Genomic DNA, 18,213 nt, shown 5'->3' on the forward strand with positions numbered 1-18,213 from the left:
CACTTGACGCTGCGTTGCGCGGGTGGTGGCCTAGTCTCCCAACAATACGGCGCCCGCCCGGACGGGCGACCGTGCAACTAAACAGGCTCAACACGTCTCGGGAGGGACATATGACGAACTTCAAGGGGGCGGCCACGGCCCTTGCTGCCTTTGCGCTGATGGCATTGCCTTTTGGCGCTGCGGTTGCGCAGGATTATCCGAACCGTCCGGTGACGATGGTGGTGCCGTTCGCCGCTGGCGGACCGACGGACACGGTGGCGCGGCTGATCGCGGAATCGATGTCGCGCACGCTTGGCCAGCAGGTGGTGGTGGAGAATGTCGGCGGCGCCGGCGGCACGCGCGGGGCCGGGCAGGTGGCGAAGGCCGCGCCCGATGGCTACACCGTGTTGCTGCACCATATCGGCCAGGCGACTGCGGCCACGCTCTACCGCAAGCTGCCCTACAACGTGCTCACCGATTTCGAGGAAGTCGGGCTCGTCACCGACGTGCCGATGACCGTCATCGGCAAATCCACGCTGGAGCCGAAGGATGCGGCTGAGCTGATCGCCTATGTGAAGAAGAACAAGGACGGCGTGATCTACGGCAATGCCGGCGTCGGCTCGGCCTCGCATCTGTGCGGCATGCTGTTCATGTCGGCGCTGGACACGCAGATGACCACCGTTCCCTATCAGGGCACGGGCCCGGCGATGAACGACCTTGTCGGCGGGCAGATCGACCTGCTGTGCGACCAGACCACCAACACGACGGGCCAGATCAAGGCCGGCAAGGTGAAGGCCTATGGCGTCACCACCAAGGCGCCGGTGAAGTCGCTGCCCAACCTGCCGACGCTCGATTCCGCCGGCCTGCCCGGCTTCGAGGTCGCGGTGTGGCACGGCCTTTACGCACCCAAGGGCACGCCCAAGGCGGAGATCGACAAGCTCAACGCCGCCCTCGTCGCTGCGCTGCAGGACCCCAAGGTCATCTCCCGCTTCGCTGATCTCGGCACCGAGCCGGTGGCGCTGGACCGCGCTACGCCGGAAGTGCACCAGAAATATCTGGAAGCCGAAGTCGCCAAGTGGAAGCCGGTGATCGAGAAGGCCGGCGTCTTCGCCGACTGACGCCGCCGCCGTTCCGGCGCGCCCGTGTGGCGCGCCGCTGCGTCGCGCTCGTTCCGCCCTTCCTCCTGCCCGCCGGCCTGCCGCTCACCCCGGCGGGCCGGTCCCCCATCCGGCCGCTGGACACATCCCATGACACGCTTCGTCAAAAGCCCGAAGGAGGTCGCCAGCGGCTTCCTGCTGGTGCTCCTCGCCGCCTTCTTCGCCTGGCAGGCGATGGACCTGCCCATGGGCCGTGCCATCCGCATGGGGCCGGGCTATTTCCCGATGATTCTGGCCGGCCTGCTCGGCTTTCTCGGCCTCATCGTCCTCCTCACTGGACTCACACTCCACCCCGTGGCGGAGGAGGATGAAGGCCAGGAAATCGGGCTGCGCCGCTGGCCATGGGTGCCGCTGGGGCTGGTGACGCTCGCGGTGGTTGTGTTCGGCCTCGGCATCCGCCCGCTCGGCCTCGGCCCCTCCATGGGGCTGGCGGTGTTCCTCTCCACCCTCGCCAGCCGCAAGTTCCGGCTGACCACCGCGCTGCTGTCCTCCGCGATCATGGTGGCGTTCTCCTGGGCGGTGTTCATCAAGGGGCTCGGCCTGCCGCTGCCCATGCTGGGCCCGTGGCTCGGCGGCTACTGAGGAGCGAACCCCATGGAAATCTTCGACAATCTCGCCCTCGGCTTCTCCGTCGCCGTCACCTTCCAGAACATTTTCTACTGCTTCATCGGCGTGCTGCTGGGCACGCTGATCGGCGTGCTGCCGGGCCTCGGCCCGGTGCCGACCATCGCCATGCTGCTGCCCATCACCTTCGGCCTCCCGCCGGTTTCGGCGCTGATCATGCTGTCGGGCATCTATTACGGCGCGCAATATGGCGGTTCGACCACGGCGATCCTGATCAACCTGCCGGGCGAGAGCTCCTCGGTCGTCACCGCCATTGACGGCTACCAGATGGCGCGCCAGGGCCGCGCCGGGGCGGCGCTCGCCACCGCCGCGCTCGGCTCCTTCTTCGCCGGTTCGGTCGCCACCTTCCTGCTCGCCGTCTTCGCCCCGCCACTCGCCGACCTCGCGCTGAAATTCGGGCCGCCGGAGTATTTTGCGCTTATGGTTCTAGGGCTTGTGGCCTCCGTCGCCCTCGCCTCCGGCTCGGTGGTGAAGGCGCTGGCCATGGTGGTGCTCGGCATCCTGCTCGGCCTGTCGGGCCAGGATGTCTACACCGGCACGCCGCGTTTCACCTTCGACATGCTGGAACTCGCCGACGGTGTGGAATTCGTCGCGCTGGCCATGGGCGTGTTCGGCATTGGCGAGATCGTGCGCAACCTGGAGGATGAGCACACCCGTACCGTGCTGGTGCAGAAGGTGAAGGGTCTGCTGCTGACGAAGGACGACATCAAGCGCATCCTCGGTCCCATCCTCCGCGGCACCTTCCTAGGCTCCTTCCTCGGCATCCTGCCGGGCGGTGGGGCGATCCTGTCTTCCTTTGCCGCCTATTCGATCGAGAAGAAAATCTCCCGCCATCCCGAGCGCTTCGGCAAGGGCGCCATCGAGGGCGTGGCCGGTCCGGAAAGCGCCAACAACGCTGGCGCCCAGACCTCCTTCATCCCCATGCTAACGCTGGGTATTCCGTCCAACCCGGTCATGGCGCTGATGATCGGCGCGCTGATCATCCAGGGCATTGTGCCGGGGCCGAATGTGGTGAACGAGCAGCCGAACCTGTTCTGGGGCATCATCGCCTCGATGTGGATCGGCAATTTCATGCTGGTGGTACTCAACCTGCCGTTGATCGGCATCTGGGTGCGGCTGCTCACCGTGCCCTACCACATCCTGTTCCCGCTCATCGTCGGCTTCTGCTGCATCGGCGTCTACAGCGTGAACAACAACGCCATCGACGTCTACACCATGGCGCTGTTCGGGGTGGTCGGCTACGTGCTGGTCAAGCTCGACTGCGAGCCGGCGCCGCTGCTGCTCGGCTTCATCATCGGCCCGATGCTGGAGGAATATCTGCGCCGCGCCATGCTGATCTCGCGCGGCGATCCGACCGTGTTCTTCACCCGGCCGATCTCTGCCACCATGCTCGGCCTCGCCATGCTGGCGCTGGTCGTGGTTCTCCTGCCCTCCGTCCGCAAGAAGCGCGAGGAGGCCTTCCAGGAATAAGTCGGTAGGCTCACCGAGCCTGTGGATAGATCAGGAAGCGTACCTGACCCTATGGACACACCCCGGGGGCTCTGCTACACGACCCCCCGTCCGCAAGGCCACGGTCTGCGGCGGGGGCGCATAGCTCAGTTGGTAGAGCAGCTGACTCTTAATCAGCGGGTCCTAGGTTCGAGCCCTAGTGCGCCCACCAAATCCCGGCTCGCCGGCGATTGGTGGAAACCAAGGCGAAGTCTCTTCGCCACCCCTCTTCTTAATCTTGTTCGTCATGCTTATTTGACGGCACCGCGCGGCGGCGCCGTCGCCGGAACTTTATTTTCCCTATGACCATCTGAAAGCATCGGGCGGGCGATCTATCGGCGGCGCCGCCGCGTGATCCAGGCCGCTTTGCTCAGGAGGGCGAGATGATCGACCAGTCTTCCATGCTGTGTGCCCATTGCCAGCGCTGCGGGCGGCGCTCCGTGCTCGGGCGAGTCGATGCTGCCGCCCTCGCGCCGCCGGCGGAGGGCGGCAGCGCACCGCGCCTGCGCTGCGACATGTGCGGCGGCCGTCAGGTGAAGCTGTTCAACGCTCAGGGTCCGGTGGAAATGCTGGCCTTTCTCAACGGACGTATGTGAGGGGGGCCATCATCGGCTCGCCGTGAAAGCTACGGCGAACGAATTGCGGCCTCGCGCGTTAGGCCTCGCAGCAGCACAAGCAGGCGAGGCAAGTCATGGAACATCCGAACAACGGTTATGGCGTATCGGGCGGAGCCGGCGCCGCGAACACCGAGCGTAAGGTGGAGGGGGCGACGGCTCAGCCCCGCCTAACGGGCACGAGCACATCCAGTGGCCAAAGCGGGGCCGAGAGGCGCGCCACCGGTTCAACCGCATCGCTGTTCCCACCGCGCCTCTATTCCTTCCAAGCACTGGTTGCGATGGGCGTGCTGGGCTTCATGGTCGGCCGCATCTGCCGCTGAGGCCCCTCCTTATGCGGGGCGGCGTGTCCGCCGCTCCCTGGAAATTGATCATGCAGACTTTGACTGTCCGACACGTCACCCATTACCGCTATGCCAACCCGGTCGTGTTCCACACGCACCGGCTGATGCTGCGCCCGCGCGACAGCCACGATCTGCGGCTGGTGGACGCGGAACTGGTGCTGTCGCCTCATGGCACGGTGCGGTGGATCCACGACGTGTTCGGCAATTCCGTCGCCATCGTCGACTTCGCCGAGCCGGCAAACGAATTGCGGATCGAAAGCGTGCTCACGCTTGAGCGTTACGGTCTCGGTGGCCTGATCTTCGAACTCGCCGAAGACGCGCAGTCGTACCCGTTCGTTTATTCGCCCGATGACCGAATCGATCTCGGCCGGATGCTCGAGCCGCATTATCCCGATCCGAACGGGGAGCTCGAGGCCTGGGCGAAGGGGTTCGTCGCCACCCGCCCCACGGACACGATGGCGCTGCTGACGGACATCAACAACAGCATCCATGCAAACTTCGCCTATAATCTGCGGATCGAGGAAGGCACCCAGCCGCCGCTGGAAACGCTCCGCCTCGGCACCGGGTCGTGCCGTGATTTCGCGCTGCTGCTGATCGAGACCGCGCGCGCGCTCGGCATCGCGGCGCGTTTCGTCACCGGCTATCTCTACGATCCCGCGCTCGATGGCGGCGAGATGGGCGTTGTCGGTGCGGGCGCCACCCATGCGTGGGCGGATATCTATCTGCCGGGTGCCGGCTGGGTCGAGTTCGATCCCACCAATGGGACCATCGCCGCTGACAATCTCATCCGCGTGGCGGTGACCCGTGATCCCAGCCAGGCGGTGCCGGTGGGCGGCGGCTTTACCGGTCTGACAGGCGACTATCTCGGCATGAATGTCGATGTGGCGGTGCGCACGGTCCAACCGGAAGCGCCACTCGCGGCCTGATCCCGCGCGTCCGGGAAAAGAAAAGGCCCGGCAGTGCCGGGCCTTTTTGTGCGTCAGGCGCTCGCGCCTTCCAGCGTGGGATAGTCGGTGTAACCCTTTGCGCCGCCGCCATAGAGATGGTCGCGGTCCAGTTCGTTGAAATCGACGCCCCGGCGCAGACGCTCGACCGCGTCGGGCGAGGAGATGAAGGCCTTGCCGAAGGCGACGAGGTCGGCCTTGCCGTCCGCGATCACCTGCTCAGCCATCGCCTTGTCGTAGCCGTTATTGACCATCCAGGCACCGCTGTAGCGGGCGCGCAGCGCCTCGAAATCGAAGTCCGGCGCGATATCCCTCGGTCCGCCGGTGGCGCCCTCGATCATATGGACATAAACCGGGTGCAGGCTCTCCACCACATCCATCACGTGGTTGAACAGCGCCTGCGGGTCGCTGTCGGCAAGGTCGTTGGCGGGCGTGACGGGGGAGAGGCGCAGCCCGGTGCGCGCGGCGCCGATCTCGCCGATCACCGCCGCCAGAACCTCCTTGAGGAACCGGGTGCGGTTCTCAATCGACCCGCCATAGGCATCGTCGCGCTTGTTCGCGCCGTCGCGCAGGAACTGGTCGACGAGATAGCCATTGGCGCCGTGAATTTCCACGCCGTCGAAGCCGGCGCGGATGGCATTGGCCGCCGCCTTGCGGAAATCGTCGACGATGCCGGGAATTTCCTCCAGCGTCAGCGCGCGCGGCTCATCCACCTCGACGAAGCCGTTATTCACATAGGTCTTGGTGTTGGCGCGGATGGCGGAAGGGGCGAGGGGGGCGGCGCCGCCCGGCTGCAGCGAACGGTGCGAGACGCGCCCGACATGCCAGAGCTGAACGAAGATGTGGCCGCCTGCGGCGTGGACGGCATCGGTGATCTTCTTCCAGCCCTCGATCTGCGCCTCGGTGAACAAGCCGGGCGTGTCTTGATAGCCCTGCGCGGTGTCGGAGATCTGCGTCGCCTCGGTGATGATGAGGCCGGCGGTGGCGCGTTGGCGATAATATTCCACTGCGAGCGGCGAGGGGACGAGACCCGCCCCGGCGCGGTTGCGCGTCAGCGGCGCCATGACGATGCGGTTGGCAAGAATGATGTCGCCGAGGCGATAGGTATCGAAGAGGGATTTCGTGGCAGCCACGATGTGCTCCTGTCGAGAAGGGCCACTGCGGTTGGGCAGGGCGTTGGAGCGCAGTTAATCATTGGATCGGCGGTTCCAAGGGCTGAATCGCACGACCTTCGTCGCAGGGTTCGACCCTGCCCTGCCGTAAGCGACGCGGTGCGGCCTGCAATTTCGTGCGGCATGCTCTAGAAGGGGAGGCCGGGCAAACGGGGCCTACCGCATGATCGACATCGCGACTCGCGTCTATAACCATACCTGGAAGATCGACCCGATCGTCCGCTCCGTGCTCGATACGGACTTCTACAAGCTCTTGATGGCGCAGACGATCTACCGCCGTCACTTCCACACCCGCGTCACCTTCGGCATCATCAACCGCACCCATTCCGTGCGCATCGCCGATTTCGTCGATGAGGGCGAACTGCGCGAGCAGCTCGACCATGTGCGCACCCTGTCGTTGACGCGCGGGGAATCCACCTGGCTGCGCGGCAACATGTTCTACGGCAAGCGCCAGATGTTCTCGCCGGACTTCGTCGCCTGGTTCGAGGGGTTCCGCTTTCCTGCCTATCATCTCGAAAAGCGCGACGGGCAATATGAGCTGACCTTCGAGGGGCCGTGGATCGAGACCACGATGTGGGAAATCCCGGCGCTCGCCATCATCAACGAGCTGCGCTCGCGCGCCGTGCTCCGCAGCATGGGGCGCTTCGAGCTGCAGGTGCTCTATGCCCGTGCCATGACCCGTGTCTGGGAGAAGGTGGAGCGGCTGAAGGCGCTGAGCGGGGTCGGCGTCGCCGATTTCGGCACCCGTCGCCGGCACGGCTTCCTGTGGCAGGACTGGTGCGTGCAGGCGATGATGGAGGGGCTTGGCGAACGCTTCCTCGGCACGTCCAATTGCCTCATCGCCCTGCGCCGCGAGGTCGAGGCCACCGGCACCAACGCTCATGAGCTGCCCATGGTCTACGCCGCGCTCGCCGACAGCGACGCCGCACTCGCCCGCGCGCCCTATGACGTGTTGGCGGACTGGCAACAGGATTACGAGGGCAACCTTCTTGTCATCCTGCCCGACACGTTCGGCACCACGCATTTCCTGGAGAAGGCGCCGGACTGGGTCGCGCGATGGACGGGGATCCGAATCGACAGCAAGGATCCGATCGAAGGCGGCGAGGAGGCGCTGCGCTGGTGGAAGGCGCGCGGGCAGGACCCGACGCAGAAACTCGCCATCTTCTCAGACGGGCTCGATATCGGCGACATCGAGCGGATCTACCGCCATTTCCACGGCCGCATGCGCATGGGCTTCGGCTGGGGCACGCTTTTGACCAATGATTTCCGTGGCTTCGCACCTGAGGGGCGGCTGGACCCGATCTCGATCGTCTGCAAGGTCATCTCGGCCGACGGGCACCCGACGGTGAAACTCTCCGACAATCCGACCAAAGCCATGGGGTCGCCGGCGGAACTGGAGCGCTATCACCGCATTTTCGGCGCCACCGCCGCGCCGGCGCGGGCGGTGCTGGTGTAAGGGGCTGCGCGTTTCCCACAAGGCATTGCAGCTGTTGAGGTAATTTGACGCTGGGGGAGTGAACGCGGCCAAGAGTTGCCGCATTCTTTGTTCATAAGGAAATTTCCGGCATGTGACATTCTTGCATCAAGGGGGCATTTGCCGGTAAGTTGTGACCCGTCGCATACGAAGGCGGTTTACGGAACTCGGTCGCGGGCCCTTGGGCGCCGGCCCGAATGGACTGGAAGAACGCATGCGAAGTGGTCAGCGCCGCGCCCTTGAGCTGGCCGTCAGTGCTTCTCGGCACTGTCGGCATCCGCACCGTGCAGACGCTTTTGCCGTTTCGTCTTTCTTGTTCGCCCGCCCCTTCCTCGTAGCGTAGAGTTCCCGCGTCATGGCCACGGCATCGCAACAGTCGCGCGGAAACGGGCTCTCCTCCTCGTTGATTTCCGATTTCCGCTCCATCGTCAGCACGCTTGAGCAGGAAAAGGCGGGTCGCGACGGGAGCCCATCCGACGGCGAGGCGTCTGCGGCAGCGCGCTCCACGCCTGGCGAGCAGCGTTCCCTCGGCGATGTCCGCAGCCGCATCGCGGCGCTCGGCGACATGGGCGATGTGCTGGCCGCCAGGCCGGTATCGGCAAGGGTCGAACCGGTCGCGGCCCCCTCCGCCGAGACGGCGCAGGCCGCCCGCCGGCGCAGCTTCGGCAGCACGGCGCGCCAGCCCGGAGAATCGGAGGCGCGGCGCAAACGTAACGCTTCCAAGGATGTCATCACCTGGCAGCGTCTCGGCGTGCTGGCGGTGTTCATGGCGGTGGTCGGTGGTGGGGCCATCCTGCTGCAATCGCTCGCCGCCCGTGAGGAGGCGAAGGTCGCCCCTGAGGTGATCGGCAACGCCGCCGTGGCGAGCGTCGCTCCCTCCGCCCAGAGCGAGGCGCAAGCGGCCGTTGCGCTCAAGCCGGTGGAACTGTCGGGCGCGGCGATCGAAGCCTCGGTGCCGTCATCCGCCCCGCCCGCCGTACTCGCCCATGGCTCGGCCTCGGACAGTCTACCTCCCATCGTTCTGAACGCGCGGGGACGCGCGAGCGCCGCTCCCGATGTTCCGCCGCTGGCTTCCGGCGTCACGGCCTTCGCGGCGCCCGATCCTGTGGTGGCCGCCGCGGGTGCCATCCCCGATGCGGCCGAAGGGGCGCCTGAGGCGGTCGCGGCCGTCGCCGCCGATGCGGCAGCACCGACGCGCGTGGCGGCCCTGCCGAAGCAGGCACCGCTGCCGCCAACCCGGGCACCCCAGCGCGAGGTCGCGGCGGCCACTCCTGCAGCTTCGAATGCCGAGGCCCCGTCCTCGGCTCCCGCTGCTCCTGCGGCGCTGGCCGTGGCCGAACCTCTGCCCGCGGGTTTCGGCGGCGACCCTGTCGGTACGGCGGTCATGCGCAGCCCGGTGACGATGCGGGCGGCGCCAAAGAAGGGAGCCGCCGCCATTGGCAACCTGCCGCGCGGCAAGCAGGTGCAGCTGGTGACGTGCCAGCAATGGTGCGAGATCATCGTCGATGGCAAGCGGGCCTTCGTCTACAAGAGCTTCGTCGATACCGGCGCCGTTGCGGCGAGCGCGGGCGCTGCGGCGGAAGAGGCCGGCGACGCGGCGGATGCCGAGGCCGCCGCTCCTGAGTGAGGCTGTCGGTAACAGGTTGAAGCAAATAGTGAAGCCTTTGTTGTGGCTTTACGATTCGGCCTCTCTCGCCACGCTTCGGGGCGCGTGTTAGACCCCGGCAACCTATTCAGACGGAAGGATGTTCCCGAATGGTGAAGGACCCGAGCGGGGCTTCTAAGCCCGTTCGCGTCGGCGTCGTCGGCGTCGGCATCATGGGTTACAACCATGCCCGCGTGCTGATCGACCTGCCTGGCGCCGAGATGGTCGGCGTCGCCGATCCCGATCAGGGCCAGCGCGAGAAGGTGGCGGCGCTGCTGGGCTGCCGCGCTTTTGCCAGCATTGATGAGCTCGTGGCGAACGGAGCCGAGGCGCTGGTCATCGCTGCCCCGACCCATCTCCATCACGAAGTGTCGCTGCGTGCGATCGAGGCCGGCATGCATGTGCTGGTGGAGAAGCCGATCGCGCCCACCGTTGCCGAGGCGGAGGCGATCGTCGCCGCGGCCAAGGCGAAGGACGTGGCGCTGGTGGTCGGCCATGTCGAACGCTTCAATCCGGCGGTCGAGGCGGTGAAGAACGCAATACGTGACGAGGAGATTCTCTCCATCGGCATTACGCGCGTCGGTCCGTTCCCGCCGCGCATGTCGAATGTCGGCGTGGTGATCGACCTTGCCGTGCATGACATCGACCTGATCTGCCATTTCACCGGCTCGCACATCACCGAGGTGCAGCCGCAGGTGAAGGCGGCGGTGGCCGAGCGCGAGGATATCGCGCTGCTGCAGTTCCGCACCGCCAATGGCGTGCTGGCGCACATCAACACCAACTGGCTGACGCCCTTCAAGGCGCGCACCGTGCATGTCGCCACCCGCAAGAAATATGTCATCGGCGACCTGCTCACGCGCCAGGTGACTGAGTATTTCGACTACAAGCCGGACGGCAGCTACTCCATGCGCCATCTTCCCGTCGCCTATGCCGAACCGCTGCGGCTTGAGCTGCTGCGGTTCCTCGAGGCGGTACGCGGCGGTTCGGCCCCGGCGGTCACGGGCGAGGATGGTGTGGCGGCCATTGCGGTCGCCATGCGCTGCCTTGAGGCACTGGAACCCGCGCCCGTCGCGCCGACATCCGCCGTGCCGTCGCCCCTGCGCGCCAGCGTGGCCTGAGAGGAACACCGATGAATTCGCATGTGAAGACCGAGTTGGCGCCCATTCCTTTCATCGACATTGCCGCCCAGCGGGCGCGGCTCGGCGCGCGCATCGACGAGGCGGTGGCGCGGGTTCTGACGCATTGCCGGTTCATCAACGGGCCCGAGGTGACGGAATTCGAGCATCAGCTCGCCGCCTTCGCCGGCGCCAAGCACGCGGTCGCCTGCTCCAGCGGTACCGACGCGCTGGCCATGATCCTCATGGCCTGGGGCATCACGGCCGGTGACGCGGTGTTCTGCCCGGCCTTCACCTTCTGCGCCACCGCCGAGGTGGTGCCGTGGGTCGGGGCGACCCCGGTCTTCGTCGATATCCTCGAAGACACTTTCAACATGGACCCGGCCAGCCTGGAGGCCGCCATTGCGGTGGCGAAACAGAAGGGGCTGACGCCGAAGGTGGTGGTGCCGGTCGATCTGTTCGGCCAGCCGGCCGACATGGACGCCATCGACGCCATCGCCAGGGCGCATGGTCTCAAGGTGCTGTGCGACACGGCGCAGGGCTTCGGCGCCACCTGGAATGGCCGGCGCACCGGCTCCTTCGGCGACGCCACGGCCACCAGCTTCTTCCCCGCCAAGCCTCTCGGCTGCTATGGCGACGGCGGCGCGGTGCTGACCGATGACGACGCGCTTCTGCCGACCCTGAAGAGCGTGCGCGAGCACGGCCAGGGCGTCGACAAATACGAGAATGTCCGCCTCGGCATGACCGGCCGGCTCGACACGATCCAGGCGGCGGTGCTGCTGGAGAAGCTCGCCATTTTCGAAGACGAGATCGCCGCCCGCCAGCGTATCGCCGACCGCTACAATGCGGCGCTGGCCGATGTCTGCACCGTGCCGGAGGTGGACCCGCGCGCCAGTTCGGTCTGGGCGCAGTACACGATCCGCCTGCCCCACGGCGTGCGTGACGATCTGGCGGCGGCGCTGCAGAAGGAAGGCGTGCCCACTGCCGTCTATTACCGCATTCCGATGCATCGCCAGCCGGCCTATGCGCAGTATCCCGCCGCCGGCAACGGCCTGCCGGTGTGCGAAAAGCTGGCCGGCGAGGTGATCAGCCTGCCCATGCATCCCTACCTTGATGAGGCGGCGCAGGAGCGCGTCATCGCGGCGGTCCGCCGCGCGCTTGGCGCCTGAGACACGGCAGGGGCTGGCCGGGCGGGGACGGGGAGGCTAGCTTTCCGCCCGCCGTCCGATTCCGGCAGCCTCTAACGCGTCGGCTCCCATGATACGCAGCATCTTCACGGTCGGCGGCTGGACGCTGCTCTCGCGGCTGACAGGCTTCGTGCGCGACATCGTCATGGCGGCGGTGCTCGGCGCCGGGCCGATGGCGGATGCCTTCTACATCGCCTTCCGCCTGCCCAATCATTTCCGTTCCATCTTCGCCGAGGGCGCGTTCAACACCGCCTTCATCCCGGCCTATGCGCGGGTGAAGACCGTGGAGGGCGAGGTAAAGGCGCGCCGCTTCGCCGACGGCATCCTCACCGGCGTGGTGCTGGTGCAACTGGCCATCCTCGCCATCGCCCTTCTCGCCACGAATTGGGTCGTCGCCACGCTGGCGCCCGGCCTGTCGGACGATCCCGGGCGCTTCGCCCTCACCGTGGATTTCACCCGCATCACTTTCCCCTATCTCGGCCTCATCGCCCTGGTGACGCTGGTCGGCGGGGTGCTGAACGCCAATGACCGCTTCTGGGCGGCGGCGGCGGCGTCGATCCTGCTCAACGTCGCCATGGTCGGCACGCTCAGCGTCGCCGGGCTGTTTCCCACCGCCGGCCATGCGGCGGCGTGGGGCGTGCTGATTTCCGGTTTCCTGCAACTCGGCCTGCTGGTGTTCGACGCCGAGCGCCACGGCCTCGGCCTGCGCTTCGGTCGGCCGCGGCTCGATCCGGAGACGCGCGCCTTCCTTATCGCGCTGGGGCCGGCGATCATTGGCTCTGCCGGGGTCCAACTGGCGATCTTCGCCGACACCATCATCGCCTCCTTCCTGCCGCAAGGCGCGGTGGCGGCGCTGTTCTATGCCGACCGTATCAACCAGCTGCCTATCGGCGTCGTCGGCATCGCCGCGGGCATCGTGCTGCTGCCGGAAATGTCGCGCCGCATCGCGGCGGAGGATTTCGATGGCGCACGCTTTGCCCAATCGCGGGCGATCGAGCTGACGCTGCTCCTGGTGCTGCCCTTCCTCGCGGCAGCGCTGGTCATTCCCGAGATCATCATGCGCGGCCTGTTTATGCGCGGCGCCTTCACGCCGGAGGCGGCGGCCGAAGCTGGCGCGACGCTCGCCGCCTATGCCATAGGGCTCGCGCCCTTCGTGGTGGTGCGGGCCTTCATGTCGCCCTTCTATGCCCGGGGCGATACGCGCACCCCCGTGCTGGCGACTCTGGGAGCAGCGGTGGTGAACATCGGGCTCAAAGTCCTCCTGATGGGCACGTTCGCCCAGGTGGGCCTTGCGTTTGCCACCTCCGTCGGCGGCTGGATCACCGTCCTCGTCCTCGCGATGCTGGCGCGCTGGCGCGGCTATGAATGCGGTGATGCGCAATTGCTCCGGGCCCTTCCGCGCCTGGGGTTGATCCTGGCGGCGCTGGCCGCGACGCTGCTCGCCACCTCCGCTGTCGCGCCGCGCTGGCTGGCGGTGCTTCCGCACGGGCGGGACGAGACGCTTCTGGCCTTGTGCGTCGCAGCGGGCGGGGCGGTCTATGCGGCTCTCGCGCTGGCACTTTTCGGTCGCCGTTATCTCGTCGGCCTGTTGCGCGGGCGGCGCTGACGGGCTCATCCGTTTACGTTTTATTGCTTACGCGGTGCAGCAAAACTGTGGTACGTCGCACCGGCGTCATGGGTTCCGGGCGGGGTGCCCCATGGCTTGCGACCTCAAAGGGACAATGTCCCGACATGCCCGACGAGCCTTCCCGGAGATGTCCATGATCACCGCGCTGCCGCGTCTTTCCCTCGCTGCACTCTCGCTCGCCGCTCTCGCGCTGGCGGGCTGCTCCGAGCAGAATCAGGGGCAGCCGGCGGCCGCTCCGCCGCCGCCATCCGTAACTGTCGCCCATCCGACGACGCGCACCATTACGGATTACGACGAATATGTCGGCCGCTTCGCCGCCGTCGATCTCGTCAATGTCTATGCACGGGTTTCGGGCTATCTGGAAAAGGTGGCCTTCACCGACGGTCAGCTGGTGAAGCAGGGCGATCTTCTGTTCACCATTGACAAGCGGCCCTTCCAGGTGGCGCATGATCAGGCGCAGGCCAATCTCCAGCGCGCCCAGGCCGAGCTCGACTTCGCCACCTCCGACCTTCAGCGCGCCCAGACGCTGATCGACGACAAGACGTCCAACGCCATTTCCAAGCAGGCCTATGACCAGCGCCTGCAGAGCGAACGCACAGCGCGCGCGAGCGTGGCGGCGGCCCAGGCAGCGCTGCAGGCCTCGCAGCTCGATCTCGACTTCACCGATCTGAAGGCGCCCGTGACCGGCCGTATCGGCGACCGCAAGGTGTCGGTCGGCAACCTCGTCACCGGCGGCTCGGGCGGCACCAATACCAATACGCTGCTCGCCACCATCGTCTCGCTGAACCCAATCTATTTCGAATTCACCTATGACGAGGCGTCCTATCTGCGCTACCAGCGCATGGCCAAGGAACTGGGTGCAAAGGCGGATTCGATCCCGGTGAAGCTGGGGCTGATTGATGAGAAGGGCTTCCCGCATGAGGGCAAGCTCGACTTCGTCGACAACCGCATCAGCGAGGACACGGGCACGATCCGTGGCCGCGCCACCTTTGCCAACCCGGATGGCACCTTCACCCCCGGCATGTTCGGCCGCATCCAGATTCCCTCCGCCGCCCCGCACGAGGCGGTGCTGGTGCCGGATGTCGCGATCGGTACCGAGCAGACCCGCAAATTCGTCTATGTGATGCAGCCGGGCGACCAGCCGCAGGCGCCGCAGATGAAGTATGTCACCCTCGGCCGCGCTTATGACGGCCAGCGTGTCGTCACCAGCGGCATCGGCAAGGACGACCTTGTCGTCGTCAACGGCCTGATGCGCATACGGCCCGGCGCGAAGGTGGTGGGCAAGATGGAAGCGCCGGCGGCTCCTCCCGCCGCCGGTGCGGCGGGCGATGCCAAGGCGGCCGACGGCAAGGCATCCACCACGACCACCGCCAACTGAGCGCGGAGCGGTCTCATGCGATTCTCCCACTTCTTCATCGATCGACCGATCTTCGCCTCGGTGGTTTCCATCGTGGTGATGATTCTCGGCGCGGTCGCCTTTGTTGCGCTTCCCGTGGCGCAGTATCCCGACATCGCCCCGCCGGTGGTCAATGTCAGCGGCCAATATCCCGGCGCCAGCGCGGAAACGGTGGCCGACACAGTGGTCGCGCCGATCGAACAGCAGATCAACGGCGTCGAGGGGATGCTCTACATCTCCTCCAACTCGACGGCGGACGGGCGCTTTTCGATCGCCGTTACCTTCGACATCGGGACGGACCTCGATATCGCGCAGGTGCAGGTGCAGAACCGGGTCGCCACCGCGACGCCGCGCCTGCCGCAGGATGTGCAGCAGATCGGCGTTACCGTCGCCAAGTCCTCGCCGGACATTCTGATGGTGGTCAGCCTGTTCTCGCCGGATGATTCCCGCGACTCGCTGTTCATCTCCAACTACGCCAATCTGCAGATCAAGGACCAGCTCCAGCGCGTCCCGGGCGTCGGCTCGATCACCGTTTTCGGCTCGCGCGACTACGCGATGCAGGTGTGGCTCGATCCCTTGAAGCTGCAGGCGCTGAACCTGACGGCGGGCGACGTGACTGCCGCGCTGCAGGCGCAGAACCTTCAGGTCGCCTCCGGCGTGCTGAACGCGCCGCCGGTGCCGAACCAGATGGGCTTCCAGATCGCAGTGCGCACGCTTGGCCGCCTCTCGACGCCCGAGCAGTTCGGGAACATCGTGGTGCGGGAGACGGGCAACGCCGTGGTGCGGCTGCGCGACGTGGCGCGGATCGACATCGAGGCGCAGGATAATTCCTCGATCTCCTATTTCGATTCCAAACCCTCCGTGGCACTGGGCATCTTCCAGCTGCCGGGCTCCAACGCGCTCGCCACCGGCGAGGCGATCGAAGCGGCGATCAAGGAAATCGCCAAGGGCTTCCCGCCCGGTGTCGCCTATTCCACCGCCTACAACCCGACGCAGTTCATCGCTGAATCCGTGCGGGCGGTGGAACACACCATTATGGAAGCCATCGTTCTGGTGGTGATCGTGGTGGTGCTGTTCCTGCAAAGCTGGCGGGCGGCGATCATCCCTATCCTCGCCATCCCGGTGTCGCTGATCGGCACCTTCTTCATCATGAGCCTGTTCGGCTTCTCGCTGAACAATCTCTCGCTGTTCGGCCTCGTGCTGGCCATCGGCATCGTGGTGGACGACGCGATCGTCGTGGTGGAGAGCGTGGAGCACAACATCTCCACCGGTCTCTCACCGCGCGACGCGGCGTACAAGACCATGGACGAGGTGGGCGGGGCGCTGGTGGCGATCTCGCTCGTGCTGGCCTCGGTGTTCATCCCCTCGGCCTTCATCACCGGCATTTCCGGGGAGTTCTACCGCCAGTTCGCCCTCACCATCGCCGGTTCGACGCTGATCTCGCTGATGGTGTCGCTAACGCTGTCGCCGGCCATGTGCGCGCTGCTGCTGAAGCCGCATAAGGGGCCGGACCACAAGCCGGCCTGGTACGCCCGGCCGTTCACCGGCTTCTTCTACTATTTCAACAAGGGCTTCGACGCGGTTTCGGGCGGCTATGGCTGGCTCACCAGCAAGCTGGTCCGCGTCGCCGTGGTAGTACTGCTGGTCTATATCGCCATCCTTGCCGGTGGCTTCCAGCTGTTCCGCACCACGCCGCAGGGCTTCATCCCGGCGCAGGACCGCGGCTATCTCATCGTCGCGGCACAGCTTCCCGGCGGCGCGGCGCTTTCGCGCACCAACGAGGTGATGACCAAGGCTGCCAAGGAGGTTCTGGCGACCCCCGGCGTGGCGCATGTGGTGAACATTGTTGGCTTCTCCGGCGCGACCTTCACCAATGCGCCCAATGCGGGCGCCATGTTCGTCATCCTTGGCCCCGCCGCCGAGCGCGCCGAGCACCCCGGACAATCCGCCCCGGCGATCCAGGGCACGCTGTTCGGCAAGCTCGCCTCGGTGGAGGAGGCGCAGATGATTGTCGTCATGCCGCCGCCCGTCTCGGGCATCGGTAATGCCGGCGGCTACCGGATGATGATTGAGGATCGCGGCGGGCGCGGCTATCAGGCGCTGCAGGGCGCGGTCTACGCCATGATGGGCGCGGCCAACCAGACGCCAGGCCTGCGACAGGTCTATTCGCTGTTCGAGACCTCGACGCCGCAGCTCTTCCTCGACATCGACCGCACCAAGGCCCAGCTGCTTGGGGTCAACATCGCCGATGTGTTCTCGACGCTGCAGACCTATATCGGCTCGTCCTATGTCAACGACTTCAACCTGTTCGGCCGCACCTACCGGGTGCAGGCGCAGGCCGACGCACCCTATCGTCTGACTTCGGACGATCTGCTGCGGCTGCGGGTGAAGAACGCGGACGGCCAATTGGTCCCGCTCGGCTCCTTCACCACGGTGAATGACATCTCCGGCCCCTACCGCGTGCCGCGCTACAATCTCTATCCGGCGGCGGAGCTCGACGGCGACACCATGCCCGGCACCTCGCAGGGCCAGGCGATCCAGAAGATGCAGGAGATTGCCGCCCAGGTGCTGCCGGATGGCTTCGCCTTCGAGTGGACGACGCTGGCCTATCAGCAGGTGAGGGCGGGCAATACCGCGATCTTCGCCTTCGCGCTGGGCGTGGTGTTCGTGTTCCTCGTGCTGGCGGCGCAGTATGAGAGCCTCACCCTGCCGCTGGCGGTGATCCTCATCGTGCCCATGTGCCTCATCGCGGCGGTGGTGGGCATCCAGATTAGGGGACAGGACAACAACATCCTCAGCCAGGTCGGCTTCATCGTCCTCATTGGCCTCGCGGCGAAGAACGCGATCCTGATCGTCGAATTCGCCAAGCAATTGGAGGATCGGGGCGAAAACCGCTTCGTCGCCGCCACCGAGGCCGCCAAGCTGCGCCTGCGGCCGATCATCATGACCTCACTGGCCTTCATCTTCGGCGTCGTTCCCCTCGTCATCGCCACAGGCGCGGGGGCGGAGCTGCGGCAAGCGCTCGGTACGGCGGTGTTTTCGGGAATGATCGGTGTGACTGTCTTCGGTCTGCTGTTCACACCGACCTTCTATGTCGTCTGCCGCTGGCTCGCCGGCTTCGGCGAGCGGCGCCGGGCCCGCAAGGGCGAGACGCCCGCCGCCGCGCCGTACTGAACAGGGCGCTGGCGATCAGCGGATGACCGATCGACCCCGCCGCTCCTTCGAGCGGCGGGGTTTTTCTTTGTCGCGAGATGTCGCGATGCACTTGGCGCGCCGTGGGCCGCGATCTCTCGGGCCTCCGCGACGGCTTGCCTTTCCGGATCGGGCCCTCGACCCGCGGACAGGGCGACCCGGCGATCCGCCTTCGTGTTGCGATGGCGCCTTGGGCGCCCGCCCACGCTCCGTGATGCGTCTCGGACAAGGCCGTGGCGCAGCGGAGACGACAGG

14 protein-coding genes and 1 tRNA gene are annotated in these 18,213 nt (G+C 66.4%); 14 read left to right on the plus strand and 1 reads right to left on the minus strand.

From position 1 onward, the window contains the following. The first annotated feature begins 110 nt into the window (after positions 1-110). The 7 genes from ACO07Z_RS20575 to ACO07Z_RS20605 all read left to right on the plus strand — a co-directional run bounded on the left by ACO07Z_RS20575 (position 111) and on the right by ACO07Z_RS20605 (position 5,132). Positions 111-1,097: a tripartite tricarboxylate transporter substrate binding protein BugD gene (locus ACO07Z_RS20575; RefSeq protein ID WP_421700409.1), complete on the plus strand. Its 987-nt coding sequence runs from the start codon at positions 111-113 to the stop codon at positions 1,095-1,097. Positions 1,098-1,226: 129 nt separating this feature from the next. Then, the gene (locus tag ACO07Z_RS20580; protein WP_421700410.1) at positions 1,227-1,718 is read left to right on the plus strand and encodes a tripartite tricarboxylate transporter TctB family protein; all 492 of its coding nucleotides are present in this window, start codon (positions 1,227-1,229) and stop codon (positions 1,716-1,718) included. Positions 1,719-1,730: 12 nt separating this feature from the next. Further along, positions 1,731-3,230 carry a tripartite tricarboxylate transporter permease gene (locus ACO07Z_RS20585; RefSeq protein ID WP_421700411.1) on the plus strand — a complete coding sequence of 500 codons (1,500 nt, stop codon included), beginning with the start codon at positions 1,731-1,733 and terminating at the stop codon, positions 3,228-3,230. Positions 3,231-3,344: 114 nt separating this feature from the next. Continuing rightward, positions 3,345-3,420 (plus strand) — tRNA-Lys (locus ACO07Z_RS20590). Positions 3,421-3,631: 211 nt separating this feature from the next. Beyond that, positions 3,632-3,844 carry a hypothetical protein gene (locus ACO07Z_RS20595; RefSeq protein ID WP_421700412.1) on the plus strand — a complete coding sequence of 71 codons (213 nt, stop codon included), beginning with the start codon at positions 3,632-3,634 and terminating at the stop codon, positions 3,842-3,844. 95 nt (positions 3,845-3,939) lie between these two features. After that, on the plus strand, positions 3,940-4,185 hold the full coding sequence (locus ACO07Z_RS20600) for a hypothetical protein (RefSeq protein WP_421700413.1): 246 nt from the start codon (positions 3,940-3,942) through the stop codon (positions 4,183-4,185). 50 nt (positions 4,186-4,235) lie between these two features. Continuing rightward, positions 4,236-5,132 (plus strand): transglutaminase family protein, encoded by an 897-nt coding sequence (locus tag ACO07Z_RS20605; protein ID WP_421700414.1) that lies wholly within the window; start codon positions 4,236-4,238, stop codon positions 5,130-5,132. A 53-nt stretch (positions 5,133-5,185) separates the two neighbouring features. Here the strand turns inward: ACO07Z_RS20605 and ACO07Z_RS20610 are convergent, their stop codons facing one another. Further along, positions 5,186-6,283 (minus strand): alkene reductase, encoded by a 1,098-nt coding sequence (locus ACO07Z_RS20610; RefSeq protein ID WP_421700415.1) that lies wholly within the window; start codon positions 6,281-6,283, stop codon positions 5,186-5,188. A 202-nt stretch (positions 6,284-6,485) separates the two neighbouring features. On the opposite strand from ACO07Z_RS20610, the gene pncB reads away from it, so the two are divergent. The 7 genes from pncB to ACO07Z_RS20645 all read left to right on the plus strand — a co-directional run bounded on the left by pncB (position 6,486) and on the right by ACO07Z_RS20645 (position 17,940). Next, positions 6,486-7,778, plus strand: a complete 1,293-nt coding sequence (gene pncB / locus ACO07Z_RS20615) for a nicotinate phosphoribosyltransferase (RefSeq protein ID WP_421700416.1) — start codon at positions 6,486-6,488, stop codon at positions 7,776-7,778. A 373-nt stretch (positions 7,779-8,151) separates the two neighbouring features. Further along, positions 8,152-9,423 carry an SH3 domain-containing protein gene (locus tag ACO07Z_RS20620; RefSeq protein ID WP_421700417.1) on the plus strand — a complete coding sequence of 424 codons (1,272 nt, stop codon included), beginning with the start codon at positions 8,152-8,154 and terminating at the stop codon, positions 9,421-9,423. Between the two features lie 128 nt (positions 9,424-9,551). Next, complete coding sequence (locus tag ACO07Z_RS20625; RefSeq protein WP_421700418.1) at positions 9,552-10,559, plus strand: Gfo/Idh/MocA family oxidoreductase; 1,008 nt, start codon at positions 9,552-9,554, stop codon at positions 10,557-10,559. 11 nt (positions 10,560-10,570) lie between these two features. Next, complete coding sequence (locus ACO07Z_RS20630; protein ID WP_421700419.1) at positions 10,571-11,725, plus strand: DegT/DnrJ/EryC1/StrS family aminotransferase; 1,155 nt, start codon at positions 10,571-10,573, stop codon at positions 11,723-11,725. A gap of 88 nt (positions 11,726-11,813) precedes the next feature. Then, positions 11,814-13,349: a murein biosynthesis integral membrane protein MurJ gene (murJ, locus tag ACO07Z_RS20635; protein ID WP_421700420.1), complete on the plus strand. Its 1,536-nt coding sequence runs from the start codon at positions 11,814-11,816 to the stop codon at positions 13,347-13,349. A 154-nt stretch (positions 13,350-13,503) separates the two neighbouring features. Next, on the plus strand, positions 13,504-14,748 hold the full coding sequence (locus ACO07Z_RS20640; protein ID WP_421700421.1) for an efflux RND transporter periplasmic adaptor subunit: 1,245 nt from the start codon (positions 13,504-13,506) through the stop codon (positions 14,746-14,748). A gap of 15 nt (positions 14,749-14,763) precedes the next feature. After that, complete coding sequence (locus ACO07Z_RS20645; RefSeq protein ID WP_421700422.1) at positions 14,764-17,940, plus strand: efflux RND transporter permease subunit; 3,177 nt, start codon at positions 14,764-14,766, stop codon at positions 17,938-17,940. The last annotated feature ends 273 nt before the right edge of the window (positions 17,941-18,213 follow it).

The sequence above is a fragment of the Ancylobacter sp. genome (assembly GCF_965229075.1).
Classification (GTDB): Bacteria; Pseudomonadota; Alphaproteobacteria; order Rhizobiales; family Xanthobacteraceae; genus Ancylobacter.